Annotated in this window: 15 protein-coding genes; 13 read left to right on the forward strand and 2 right to left on the reverse strand. The window is 43.7% G+C overall.

Features of this window, described 5'->3' with window-relative positions; genetic code table 11:
* Nucleotides 1–594 precede the first annotated feature (594 nt).
* The 6 genes from EST42_RS07830 to EST42_RS07855 all read left to right on the forward strand — a co-directional run bounded on the left by EST42_RS07830 (nt 595) and on the right by EST42_RS07855 (nt 5,490).
* Nucleotides 595–1,119: a GNAT family N-acetyltransferase gene (locus tag EST42_RS07830; protein WP_134644941.1), complete on the forward strand. Its 525-nt coding sequence runs from the start codon at nt 595–597 to the stop codon at nt 1,117–1,119.
* Nucleotides 1,120–1,123: 4 nt separating this feature from the next.
* Complete coding sequence (locus EST42_RS07835; protein WP_134644942.1) at nt 1,124–1,972, forward strand: methyltransferase domain-containing protein; 849 nt, start codon at nt 1,124–1,126, stop codon at nt 1,970–1,972.
* Between the two features lie 137 nt (nt 1,973–2,109).
* On the forward strand, nt 2,110–2,511 hold the full coding sequence (locus EST42_RS07840) for a helix-turn-helix domain-containing protein (protein WP_010369488.1): 402 nt from the start codon (nt 2,110–2,112) through the stop codon (nt 2,509–2,511).
* A gap of 18 nt (nt 2,512–2,529) precedes the next feature.
* Complete coding sequence (locus EST42_RS07845) at nt 2,530–3,372, forward strand: SAM-dependent methyltransferase (RefSeq protein WP_134644943.1); 843 nt, start codon at nt 2,530–2,532, stop codon at nt 3,370–3,372.
* A 153-nt stretch (nt 3,373–3,525) separates the two neighbouring features.
* Complete coding sequence (locus EST42_RS07850; protein ID WP_134644944.1) at nt 3,526–4,788, forward strand: chloride channel protein; 1,263 nt, start codon at nt 3,526–3,528, stop codon at nt 4,786–4,788.
* Nucleotides 4,789–4,989: 201 nt separating this feature from the next.
* Nucleotides 4,990–5,490, forward strand: a complete 501-nt coding sequence (locus EST42_RS07855) for a hypothetical protein (protein WP_134644945.1) — start codon at nt 4,990–4,992, stop codon at nt 5,488–5,490.
* Between the two features lie 45 nt (nt 5,491–5,535).
* Here the strand turns inward: EST42_RS07855 and EST42_RS07860 are convergent, their stop codons facing one another.
* On the reverse strand, nt 5,536–7,341 hold the full coding sequence (locus EST42_RS07860; protein ID WP_134644946.1) for a M3 family oligoendopeptidase: 1,806 nt from the start codon (nt 7,339–7,341) through the stop codon (nt 5,536–5,538).
* Between the two features lie 49 nt (nt 7,342–7,390).
* Here EST42_RS07860 and EST42_RS07865 point away from each other — a divergent pair, with 49 nt between their 5' ends.
* The 4 genes from EST42_RS07865 to EST42_RS07880 all read left to right on the forward strand — a co-directional run bounded on the left by EST42_RS07865 (nt 7,391) and on the right by EST42_RS07880 (nt 9,968).
* Nucleotides 7,391–7,933 carry an NUDIX hydrolase gene (locus EST42_RS07865; protein ID WP_245150438.1) on the forward strand — a complete coding sequence of 181 codons (543 nt, stop codon included), beginning with the start codon at nt 7,391–7,393 and terminating at the stop codon, nt 7,931–7,933.
* Between the two features lie 136 nt (nt 7,934–8,069).
* On the forward strand, nt 8,070–8,261 hold the full coding sequence (locus EST42_RS07870) for a hypothetical protein (protein ID WP_134644947.1): 192 nt from the start codon (nt 8,070–8,072) through the stop codon (nt 8,259–8,261).
* 91 nt (nt 8,262–8,352) lie between these two features.
* Entirely contained in the window at nt 8,353–8,745 is a 393-nt protein-coding gene (gene tnpA / locus EST42_RS07875) for an IS200/IS605 family transposase (RefSeq protein WP_134644948.1), read from the forward strand.
* Nucleotides 8,746–8,783: 38 nt separating this feature from the next.
* Entirely contained in the window at nt 8,784–9,968 is a 1,185-nt protein-coding gene (locus EST42_RS07880; RefSeq protein ID WP_134644949.1) for an RNA-guided endonuclease InsQ/TnpB family protein, read from the forward strand.
* Nucleotides 9,969–10,215: 247 nt separating this feature from the next.
* On the opposite strand, the gene EST42_RS07885 is transcribed toward EST42_RS07880, so the two are convergent.
* The gene (locus EST42_RS07885) at nt 10,216–10,719 is read right to left on the reverse strand and encodes a 2'-5' RNA ligase family protein (protein WP_134644950.1); all 504 of its coding nucleotides are present in this window, start codon (nt 10,717–10,719) and stop codon (nt 10,216–10,218) included.
* A 336-nt stretch (nt 10,720–11,055) separates the two neighbouring features.
* Between EST42_RS07885 and EST42_RS07890 the strand changes: the two genes are divergently transcribed.
* The 3 genes from EST42_RS07890 to EST42_RS11595 all read left to right on the forward strand — a co-directional run bounded on the left by EST42_RS07890 (nt 11,056) and on the right by EST42_RS11595 (nt 12,828).
* On the forward strand, nt 11,056–11,403 hold the full coding sequence (locus EST42_RS07890; protein ID WP_245150439.1) for a helix-turn-helix domain-containing protein: 348 nt from the start codon (nt 11,056–11,058) through the stop codon (nt 11,401–11,403).
* 136 nt (nt 11,404–11,539) lie between these two features.
* Nucleotides 11,540–12,505, forward strand: coding sequence for an alpha/beta hydrolase (locus EST42_RS07895; RefSeq protein WP_134644951.1), 966 nt, complete (start codon nt 11,540–11,542; stop codon nt 12,503–12,505).
* Between the two features lie 110 nt (nt 12,506–12,615).
* Nucleotides 12,616–12,828: a hypothetical protein gene (locus EST42_RS11595; RefSeq protein ID WP_425335781.1), complete on the forward strand. Its 213-nt coding sequence runs from the start codon at nt 12,616–12,618 to the stop codon at nt 12,826–12,828.
* Nucleotides 12,829–12,840: the final 12 nt, after the last annotated feature.

A 12,840-nucleotide genomic window follows, 5' to 3' on the forward strand; every position in this document is an offset into this window, starting at 1 on the left:
TATAATTTATTTTAATTTATACCATATTATATTTATTTTTTTATAATGAGGATGCATTCGATTAATGGATGAAAATGACGATTTATTGAAACGCAGAAGCAAGAATATCTGGATCAACTAAAGGGTGATGAACTAAACGATACGACGATTAAAGAATTTGTACATAGCCATCACGATTTAATGAAAGTACTAGCTGATTACGATATGAAGTAGACTTAAAAATATGAATAGATTAGTGGTCTGGACTTCTATAATTGGGAGATAAGTTTCGTTATGTGGGAAATAATTAAAAAGATATTACTATTACCGTGGGCATTACTGGTGTTTTTTATTACAGCTTGGTTTTATTTAGGACTTTTTCTTTTAGGAATTGGGGTACTAATCGTCCTTTGGGTGCTGATTTCTACGGCATTTAGCATGTAAAAAAATCATGCAAGGAGTACCTGGTTGTGAAAGAAGGCGCGGTGATGGGATTCACCGCGAATTATTATTATGACTGATGTTATTATGCGCGTTAGTGGTGACGAAACTGTTGGGAATTATGGGATTCATCCGGCGTATAATGGTATTATGTGACGGAAGTGAGGACTACCAATGGCAACAATAACTTACCGACAGGCGACCATGGCTGACGCCGATGACATCTGGAAAATTATTGCGGATGCAAAGGCCGTGATGTCGATTGATCAGAATCCACAATGGGATAATGGTTACCCATCCCCAGAAATCATCAAAGCAGATATCGCAAAAGGTTATGCGTATGTATTATTGCTTGGCGATGAAGTCGTCGCAACCGCAACCTTGTGGCAAGAAAGGGATGTGAACTACCAACGTCTTCAGGATGGACGGTGGCAATATCCCACTAAAAGACGCCCATATGCCATTATTCATCGAATGGCGGTATCTTTCCAACACCAAGGTTACCACCTGTCTACAGTGCTGTTTATGCACCTATTTGAGACAGCTCGGGCGAAAGGCATAACGTATCTGCGTATTGATACCCATACCAAGAACAAAAAGATGCAGGCAATCAGCGTGCGACGTGGCTTTACATATCGTGGTAAATTAGCTGGTGATCGGGTCGCATATGATATTGATTTAAATGAGAGCGAGAACTAAAAACATGAAGAAAATTGAAAAAGGGGCGCAGTTTGTGACGGAACATCTCGACATGTTCCGTTGTACCGTTGACGGTGAACCCTATGATCACGTAGAAGGCAACAGTTTGGTTTGTGCGCATAACCATCGGCTTGATATCAATAAGAAGGGTACACTTTACTTTCTGAATCACGCGGTGAACACAGAGTACGATGATGCCATGTTGGCAGCGCGTCGTCGAGTGCTAACGGCTGGACTATTCGATGGTATTGTCGATGCTGTCAATGAAGCATTGCCAAGGACTGCCCAACGCATTATGGATGTCGGCACGGGTGAGGGAACGCCATTTGCCCGGTTACTTGCGAAGCGTGGCAACATCGACACTGGGATTGGGTTTGATATTTCAAAGGCAGGGGTTAACCTAGCGACGCAGCTTGAGACGGATGCGTTCTTTGCGGTTGCAGATTTAGCGAACTTACCATTTAATGACGATAGTTTTGATAGTATTGTTGAATTCTTTTCACCAAGTGCATATGAAGAATTCAAGCGTGTTCTGGCGCCTGAGGGAACGTTGGTCAAAGTCGTACCAGCGTCAGGTTACTTGCATGAATTGCGTGAAATGCTTTATCCAGTTGATTCACCAAATCATACTTACAGTAACCAAAAAGTGGTTGATCGCTTTATGGAGAACTATCCTACAGCTACACAAAAAGAAATTTCTTATCAATGGCCAATTCCAGCGGATCTGTATGTTGACCTGTTACACATGACGCCACTTCACTGGGGAGCTCGGCCAGAAGCCCAAGCCGCAGCGGAAGCAATCCCCTTGCCAGCTGTGACAATTAACGTGGTTGTCTTGACAGTGAAACAGTAATTCACAGCGTGTGGATAAAATAAGCCTTTATCCACAATTTGGGTGTGGAAAAATAGTTGAATGTTCGTTAAAATAGAGAAGTAAACGGCGTTTAACGCGGCTTACGATTATTTTAGTGAGAACGGAGTACAACGCACATGTTTCCAGATCGTCTGCGTGAGTTGCGTAAAGGACGCAATATCACATTGGAAACCTTGGCAGAAGAGATGAATAAGCATCTCGAGCCGGGGCAAAAACCAAATACAGCCGCGCAAATCGGAAACTGGGAGCGTGGTGATCGATCACCATCGTACATTGAAGTACGCAAGTTAGCGGACTTCTTTAATGTATCTATGGATTTTCTGGTTGGCCGCGCCATGTCAGAGAAGACGGATTTGTCTTTGCTGTTCCTGTCAGGTAAGGAAATCGATTTTAACGGTAAGCCTTTGACTGACCAGCAACGGTTTGATATTTTCCAGTATGTTAATTCATACTTGAACCCAGTTTCGTTTACGTCAGATGACGATGTGCGAAGTAACCATCAAGAGAGTCTTTTCTAACCAATTAGAGGAAACGATATGACAACGAACCAAATAATTCGGTTTGGATCTGGCCGACAGCTCACTGAGATAGATTATCTTAGTGAGCTGTTGCCATATTTGGACCGTTATCAAAATATCCCCACTATTAAGCACTTGATTGAACAAGCCGTGGCGACGATTAATGATTTAAATAATGGCATCCTACCAAGCACGTTACCGACGATGGAAATCCCAGAGTCGGTGGTGGCAGAATTGGAACAATATGTTTTAAAAGCATATCCGAACGACGCCACGAAGGGTAATGCTCTCTGGCAAACTTTGACGGAACCGTTAGAAGACGTCGATTTTATGCTCCGTCATTTGCGGGATGCATTAATCGAGTACTTTAGTATGTATGCGTATGTGTCGAACAGGTTTATTCAAGATTTGTCAGCGTACACGAATGGCCTACCAGTCTTAGAAATAATGGCAGGACATGGTTATATTTCAGCTGGCCTTCGCGCAGTTGCCCCAGCGCAAACGATTATTGCGACTGATAATGAGGACTGGCGCACACAACCAGATCCAATAACTGCCAAGCCAGTTACTGACGTTGAAAACTTAGATGCGATTGCGGCATTGGACACTTACGGCGAAAACGTGGCAACTGTGATTATGAGTTGGGCGCCTGATACCACGGACGCTGACTGGCAAGTCTTACAGTATATCCGTGATAATCGCTATCGCTTTGATTTTAATTTATTGGTCATCGGCGAAAAAGATGGTGCGACGGATTCGGATGTCTTTTGGCAAGAAGCGACGTTACATGAAGTGGCAGAATTAAATGACGACCACACGTCATTTGATTTAATTGATGAACGTGTCTACGTTGTTGAATAGTGATGAGATTGACAGTTATCTAACGCCAATTAGGCGTTGGATAACTGTTTTTTTAATTGGTATGAGTTAAATTGACTGCCGGAATTCCGGAGCAGGGTTAACTAACGTGTTATAATGACTTTTTGTAATTATTGTTGAGATGAGGTATTAACGATGGAACAATCGGAGACTTATACTGAACGTCAAAAGATGGGGGTCTTGGCGTTATCTACTGTGGTACTTGGGGTAATTGTGGGACTGAGTTCTATCGTACTAAGTCTATTTTTAGATGTGATTGAGCATTTCTTCTTGGGATTTGAGGAGAATACGTTGGTGCCTGTTGCCATTCATGCAGCTGGGACGCAACGCTTGTTGTCAGTCACAATTGGTGGAATTGTTGCGGCTGGTTTGTGGTTCATCGTCCAAACGAAGATGAAGCCAACGGTAGGAATTAATAAAGCGCTTGAAGGTGAGACAATGCCATTTGGTGCGTCAATCCTTCACGCTGTTACCCAAGTGTTTTACGTGGCAACTGGTGGCTCGGTTGGACGTGAACTAGCACCACGTGAAATGGGTGCTTTGCTTGCGCAGCGCTGGGAAATACTATTGGCCAAGTGGCACCTTGATACGTTAACAGCGGACGAACGTCGCTTGTTGATTGCCGCAGCAGCCGGTGCTGGTTTCGCGGGAATCTATATTGCGCCGATTACGGGAATGCTGTTTGCGGTGGAAATCCTGCACAAGAATGTGTCGAAACGTTCCGTATCAGTTAGTTTAGGCATGTCATTGATTGCAATGCTAGTTGGTGCGTCAATCAAGGGCTTCCACCCCTATTATTTTGTAGCTGATCGGCATTTTGATTTGAAGATGTTGCCATTCGTTATTGTGGTTGGCCCAATTATGGGAATTGCGGGAGCCTACTTCCGCAAGGCGTTTCAGTGGGCAGGCGGCAAGGCGAAAGCTAAGCAAGTGCAAGTCTTGTGGCAACTACCATTAGCTGCCCTTGCAACAGGTGCCGTCGCCTATTTCTTCCCACAGATTATGGGAAATGGGCGTGGCCTAGCCGAATTGGCGATTAATAATGAAAGTACAAAGCTAATTGGGATGCTTGCGGTTGGGATGATTTTGAAAGCGGTCATTACGGTCTTCACGCTGAAGGCGGGTGCCTATGGTGGTACGCTGGCGCCATCAATTGGAATTGGTGGATCATTTGGTGCCATCTTGGGTTTTGCCTACGTGATGATGATGCCAGGCGTATCGATTGATCAAGCGGCAGTTATTGGGGCAACGGCTTTGTTGTCAGCGTCGCAACAAGCGCCACTGATGGCATTGTTTATGATGTTCGAAGTGACACATATGGATTACTCAGCGCTTTTGCCAATGGGACTATCGGTTGTCTTGGCGATTACAACGTCTAAGTTGATTTTGAAAAAATAACAAGTAAACGGAATTGCGTCAAGGGATGATGTAATTCCGTTTTTTGTTACATAAAACATAATGCTAAGTATTGGAGATAATTTGTACACCCTTAACAATGATATTCGACTGTGATATTTGTCGGCAATTTGCTATCAATGCGATATTACCGTGGGTCACCGATTTGGCTATACTCAAATCAAATCGTGGGGAGGATGTTCAATGTTTGCATACCAGGAAAATAAAGTCGGACTCAACAAGTGGGGTGGTCTTAGACCGCTGGCCCTATTAGTCGGCCAATTTTGGATAAATACCAGTCAAATGCGGGCGACAATGGGAGATGATGGCGTCTTGCGTGAACATCAACGCATGTTAATCGGATTGGCAATGGTGATGTATATGTCAAGGACCTTATTGCTAGGCCTCATTTTGTGGGGTGTCGTCATGCTTGTGCGACCTCAATGGGAATTGATGTTCAGTGGCGTCCTGTTATGTAATCAACTTGTGTGGCTGCCATTTGGTGTTGAAAGCGTCGTACTACTGTTGATGCGCCAACAAGAGAGGGTAACGAGTGTCGAAATCGTATTGTCACTACTGGCAATCGGGTTGTTCGGGTGGCTGACGTGGCAATTGAAAATTTTGCGAACTTGGTGTCAGTTAACGATTATTGCGATTCTCATGGCTGTTATTGCCTTTGCGCCAAATGTTCTAAGTTGTACGTAAATGAAAAAGACTCAGCACAATCGCGCTGAGTCTTTTTGGAAATATCTAGATAAATTGTTCAGACAACGCCAAGAATTCGTCGATGTCTTTCTTAACCAAATCGGCACCGGCTTGCCAAAAGTCTGACTTTGTCAAATCGACACCTAGGTGCTTTTGGGCTAATTCTTCGGTTGACATGTTAGCTGTATCCCGTAGCAGAGCAATGTACGCTTCTTCAAAATTAGCTTGCGTTTGAGCCCAAGCGTAAATGCTTTGGCTGAACAAGTAACCGAATGTGTATGGGAAGTTATAGAATGGCACATCGTCAATGAAGAAGTGCAACTTTGACGCCCAAAAGTGTGGGTGACGCTTATCCAAAATACCATCAAAGGCAACTTGTTGGGCGTTATCCATCAGTTCATTCAAACGGGCAGCTGATACGAAGCCGTTAGCGCGTTCTTTATAGAAGTTATTCTCGAAGATGAACCGAGCGTGAATGTTCAAGAACATGGCGATTGGGTTAGTCATCTTGGCGTCAAGCAACACGACCTTCTCGGCATCAGTCTTGGCTGCTTGAACATTAGCATCCGCAATCAGCATTTCGGCAAACGTCGAGGCTGTCTCAGCAACGTTCATTGCATAACCGTCACGCCAAACAGGTAATTCGGTCAAGACAGAAGAGTGGAAACCGTGCCCAATTTCGTGCGCGATGGTCGCCGCGTCGTTAACCGATCCCGTGAACGTCGTGATAATCCGTGACTCGTGAATATCAGGCACACTTTCCATCCAAGCGCCAGGCGTCTTACCAGGGCGGTCTTCGGCTTCAATCCATTGATTTTCAAAGGCATGTTGCGCGAAGGCAGCCATTTTTGGTGAATATTTACCAAAGTTTTTAATCACAAAGGCTGCTGCTTCGTCATACGTCAGGGTAGTTGGCTGATAATCACCTAAGTTGGTAATTGGTGCGACTTGATCTTGCCAACCGATTTCATCCAAACCGAGTAAAACTTTCTTACGGTCAAAGTAGGCTTTGAACATGTGCTTGTTATCATCAACCATTTGCCACATGGCATCCAATGTGGCACGTGACATGCGGTTCAACTCAAGCGGTTGTTCCAAATGATCAACATACCCATGGGCATGTTGCTCTGTTAGACGTGAACCGGCCAAGTGATTAATAGTATCAGCGGCCAAGTTTTCGGCCGTCCCCCACATCTTTTCATAATTAGCCATAATGTTCGCCCGAACTGTGTTATCGGGATAACCATCCAGTTGGTTCAATGCTTGACCGGCTGACAAAGCTTGTTCAGCTCCGTTTTCGTCAGTGTACGTCATGCTTAGACCGGCTGAAATCGTGTCGTAGTGTTCAGACCAGGCTTGTAAACCATCTAACCGCAAGTTATTTAGCAATTCCTCTGCGCGGTCGTCGAGCAAACGTGACGCGTCATCGCGTAACTCATTCAAATGGAACGCCACATCATTAACGCCTGGCAATGTCAGGACCTTCGCAAAAGTGTCGTCGTCAAATGATGTCAACAACTTAGCGAAGGCGTTTAAAGGTGCCTGATAAGCCACGTCAAGTTGCGACACCTTGGTTTGATATGGGCGATACACAGGATTTGTGTAATCAGCTGAGTATAATGCGTTCACGAATAGGGCAACCGTTCCCAAACCAGAACGGATTGTCTGAGCAGCATCAACTAACGCAATAAACTGACCGAAATCAGTATCTGTGAATCGATTGTAGGCGGTAACGTCAGCTGCAAATTGTTTGATTTGTTCGTCAAGCAACGTGAGCTTGGCAGCAAACTCAGGTGATGTAATACCACCAGGGTAAATAGGGTCAAGATCCCAGTTTAATGAATAGGCCATAGGCACTCCTTGTGTTTCTCATTGTTTTCTAATATTTTAGCACACAATCTTGAGTGTTGATGATAATATTGTTGAAAAAGCTATCAAAGTGGGGGATGAAATAATGAGGAATGAGATTTATCATCGTGCGTTCGGTGTGTATGGTATCTACTATCGACAGGAACAAGGGTTATTAGTTATTTCGAAAACAAACGGGCCGTATGCAAATCGGTTAGATTTACCTGGCGGCAGCATGGCAGAGGGCGAGGGACTTGATGATACGCTTCGCCGTGAATTCGTAGAAGAAACCGGTATGCACCTGATAAACTATCAGCAACTAGGTATTACTAGTTTTCGATATCCGTGGACCTTTGAAACGTTTACGATGAATAATCATATTGCCGTATTCAATCTGGTTCAGCAGGTGTATGGTAACGTTGCTGAAAAAGTTCGAGAATTTCCGGGCCAAGATTCAAAGGGGGCACTGTTTGTAAAACTCGCAGATATAACACCAGAAAATTCGTCGCCCTTGGTACTGAGGGCTAAGAAATTCATCCAAAATAATGAATTCGATTTTGCCGATACAATTTTGCAACAATGGCAAGTACTTTAAGTGGGAGTTGTTGCGCTGTCAAACCTTTACAAAACCTAAGTGAAACACAGACAGAATAATGACAATTTGCGCGTAAACTGAAGTTACTAAAAACAAGTGGATAAGTAGCTTGTAGATACCAGTGGGGGACGATGTGATGCGAAAGAGTATGCGTGTGTTTGGTATTTTATTGGTAGCAGTATGGGTGTTAGGGGCGACTGTATCGATTGCAATGCAAAACGTACAGCGACCAACGCACTCGATGGAGAACTGGCAAACCCAATCGATTTGGGAGCGTGAGCAAGCTTATAGCGATCGCATGGGGGATGCTTGGTTTAGTCAGAAGTAGCGCACAGTGATTTAACCTGACTAATTAAGACCCGCTAGGGCTATTTTTATGCTCGTTTTTCTATTCAGGGTATTTGTAGTGAAATGTATATATGATAAGGAATTTTGATAAAAATAAACACTCGGTGTACTTACTAAATTATCATCTTGTTATGGTGGTAAAGTACCGACGCCAAGTAATCGACGGCGACATCTCAAAGCGCTTGTTAGAAATATTCACGTATATTGGTGAAAAATACGGGGTGACGCCGATTGAGTGGAACCATGACATAGACCATGTACACGTTCTGTTCAAGGCACAACCTCAAACAGAAATCAGCAAGTTTCTCAATGCGTATAAATCGGCAAGCTCACGCTTGATAAAGAAAGAATATCCGCAAATTACACAGAAACTCTGGAAAGAAATGTTTTGGTCTAAATCATACGCACTAATGACATCAGGTGGAGCATCATTATCGGTACTGAAAGAATATATCGAAAAGTAAGGTACAAAACCTCGTAATATGCGAAAGGAGTAATCACCATGCAACAAGCGTTTCGCTTCCGGCTGTATCCAAATCAAGAACAAATGAATAAGTTGCGTCAAAACATTGGTGGCGCCCGCTTCATGTGGAACGCGCTAGTTGCAGATGAAATGGTGCAATACAAAGCAGACCAAGAGACGCCCTTGCCTGACGGTAAGCGCCACCCACGACTGACGTATACACAAATCAAGAAGTTGCAAGGCAACGAATGGTTGGCTGGGGTTGATAGTCTAGCCCTTGCAAACGTTCCTCAACAATATCGAACGGCGCGCAAGCGCTTCTTTGACTGGTTGAAAAAGCATAATGGGCCACGTGTAGGTATGCCAAAGTTCCACAAGAAATGGTCTGCCAAATGGTCGTACAGCACTAATAATCAACCTACCAACGCGGATATTCACCACGGTTCAGTGCGCCTTGATGAAAACAATAAGCATGTTGTGCTACCTAAGATTGGAAGTGTACGGGTGAAAGCTCACCGACAACTAATCGACAACTGGCATATCAGTACAGCCACGATTACAGAAGAAAAGTCTGGCAAGTGGTACATTACTTTGCTTGTGGAAATCGGTGATGTTGCAGCATGGGATAAGACTGGTTCTATCATTGGTATTGATTTAGGTTTGTCTCGTTTTCTGACGGCCTCTGACGGAGAAATCATTGAGCGAGTACGTTTTATCAGGAACGGTGAGCGCAAGCTCACAAAGGCACAACATAAACTGTCTCGGCAACGTGAAGTGGCTAAGAAACTCAGTAAGTCACTGGCACAGTCAAAGAATTATCAGAAACAACGTATTGTCGTTGCGAGACTGTACGAGAAAATTAAAAACCAACGAACAGATTTTCTAAACAAGGTATCAACCCAACTTGTCAAAAACCACGACGTGATTGGGTACGAGAACCTATCGTCTCGTAACATGCAACAAAACCACAAACTTGCGAAGGCTATCGCTGATGTTGGCTGGTATTCTTTTGTGCTGAAATTACAGTACAAAGCTAATTGGTACGGCAAACAAACTATTGGTGTTGCCCCTGCTTACACAACGCAAACAGATTATGAAACCGGCGAAGTCGTCAAAAAGCCACTAGACGTGCGTAAGTATGTCAATTCGCTAGGACACGCGATTGACCGCGACCTAAACGCTTCCCTAAACATTAGGGATAAGGCACTAGCTACATTGCAGTAGCAAACAAAAAAAGTGGCTACCGCAGGGACTACGGGAACCACTCTAAATAGTTAAGTCTAGTTGCGACGCCTGTGGGTGTCTGATAAAGATAATGCCTCTGCCGTCCTGTATAAGGTCAGGTAAGCAGAAGTTACACAGCAACTTGTGAGAGCTTCGCGGTAACGCAGATATGCGTAGATTCATCTTGTTTCTAGGAAGCTCCCACTTCAAGCGTAAGCATCGTTAGACGTTAGGGGGTAGTTCACGCTCAAGTTAAATGGCATTTGAGCAAAGGAATTGATTGATCATCGTCGGCAATCTGTTCAAATACCAGTGTGTCAAATGTCACTGACAAGCCAATTGTTTTAGACATGAGCTCATGGGCCAGCTGGTCTAACTGTGACTTCGTTTGATTGCGTGCAATCGTAATATGAGGCGTGAAAGGAATATCGCGTCTTTGAAATGGCTCAAAATACGACAATGAATATAAGGCTTGATGCAATTTCTTTAGGCTGTTTTTTGGATCATCCAAGACGAGCAATAGGTTGTGATAGTCATGATCAGGTAATAAATGTGTTGTGAAAAAAGTGGTTTCAGGCAATGTTTGAATTATTTCTTGAATATCCGTCAGCATACTTGTTTGCAACTGAGGCAATGGTTGGGGGAATACTAGTGATAGATGAGCTGGAACAAAATCAGCTAGAGAGTCGTAATGTGATCGAATAGTGTCCAATTCGGTTGAGTGGGTTGTTAACATAATAGAAACTTGCATCTGAAACGCTCCTTAACTAGTGCTGGCTTGGAACTTAGAGGGATTAGACTAACGGTCTTAATAGATATGACGATAAATTTTGGGTCGATTATATACAGGACCCTTGAAGGATGTCTACCGCTTGATAGATATGGGGTAAAAAATTAAAGCCTGAGAAACGCCGCCATAACAAGGATGCAACTTAAATTTGCGCAAAAATAACATTGAATTGCTAGGTGCATCAATGATGATTTGTCATAATTTAGTTACCAAAAGTTAAGGGGGCAAGATGATGGATATTGTATTTGCACAACAGTTGACGAACCTGCGCAAACAGAGGGGTTATCGCAGCAACAGTTGGCCGATAAACTCTACATGACACGACAGGCGGTTTCGAAGTGGGAGACTGGAGAGTCTTCACCTGATTTGAATCGTATGCAGGAAATTGCAGACATTTTGGATGTATCGGTGCAAGTGTTATTATTTGGTACTCAGGTCGAACCGGGTAAAACGTCATTTCGCGATAAAGTGAGTGAATATATGCAGCAAGATGAGGCCGATAAAGATTGGCATCAAAATCACCGGTGGCGTCAGTGGCAATATAGTCCAATCACAAATGGGTGGGAATTTTTAGCGCGGTATTATTGGTTGCTGTTTGCACTGATTGGCATGATAGGTTGGTTCACATTGCAATATTTGAAGTAAATTCTTGTCGAGGCATGATCGAATGGTTATGCCTTTTTATTATGATTAACGGGGTATACCTTTTATTTTTCATGTATCTTCCCTATAATGGACAGGTTGCAATTATTTGTTTAATAAATATAGGGAGATTTGCGAAATGGCAAAGCAAAAGAAGCGCTGGTCAACATCGCGCAAAGTAATCACATGGCTAGTTAGCATCATTGTGGTTTTGATTGTGCTCGTTGTAGCAGCTGGTGGCTACTTCTTCCACGTTGCTGAAGTCCGTGCGAAGAAGGACTTTGTCGGTAGTGGTGTCTTAACAAAGAAGGATCCATTATACAAACAACAAGAAGCCTGGTTTGATTTGGATGCTCAGACGTGGCATTTGACTGTTAAGGATGGCACGAAGTTAGTTGCTAACTATGTGCCTGCTGCGAAGAAGACGAATAAGACCGCGATTGTGATTCACGGGTTTGGTGTTGATCACAAGGCAATGGCGCCATACAGTGAAATGTTCCACCGCATGGGGTACAACGTACTGATGCCAGATAATCGTGCAGCCGGAAAGTCTGGTGGAAAGTACATTGGTTTTGGTTACCTTGATGCCAAGGACTACAAGCAATGGATTAACCAAGTGATTAGTAAGAACGGTCAAGATAGCGATATCACGGTCATGGGTGCTTCAATGGGGGCAGCTACGACCATGATGCTATCTGGTATGAACCCACCTAAGCAGGTATCAGCTTACATTGAAGATGCAGGTTACACGTCTGTTGCGGATGAAATTTATTACCAAGCTGGTGATATGTACGGTATGCCAAACTGGTTGGCCAAGGGGCTAGTGCCAATTGTATCAACCTACTCAAAGGTGATGGCCGGTTATGATTACTTTGAAGCTAGCTCAGTTAAGTTACTTGCTAAGAATACGCGACCAATGTTGTTTATTCATGGTGGTAATGATACGTTTGTGCCACCGAAGTATTTGAACCAAGTGTACAAAGCATCAAATGGGCCAAAGGAGAAGTACTTGGTACCAGGTGCTAAGCACGTCCAATCATATGCGACTAATCCAGCGAAGTATGAGCAAAAGGTTGCTGATTTCCTGGCCGAGTATGATAAGTAAAACCACGTAAGTGAAGCGCTACACGTTGTTGTGTAGCGCTTTTTGTTACGCTACACTGGAAAATGCCGTTTTAGAGAGCGGTGTATTGTGTGAGGAGATATTATTTATGGATGAAAAGCAAAAAGTCACCACTATTGGTGCCTGGAATTGTGATGATGGGGATGATTTTACGAATTCCCTTTACGTCAATTCCGCCAGTTATTAGCGATGTTGCGAAGGGACTTGGCGTATCAGTCAGTTCGCTTGGTATTTTAACAACAATTCCCTTATTAAGCTTTGCGATTGTTTCACCGTTTGCGCCAAAGTTTGGTCAAAAATGGTGAATCGAGAAGTCG

The sequence above is a fragment of the Weissella cibaria genome, assembly GCF_004521965.1.
Lineage (GTDB): Bacteria > Bacillota > Bacilli > Lactobacillales > Lactobacillaceae > Weissella > Weissella cibaria_A.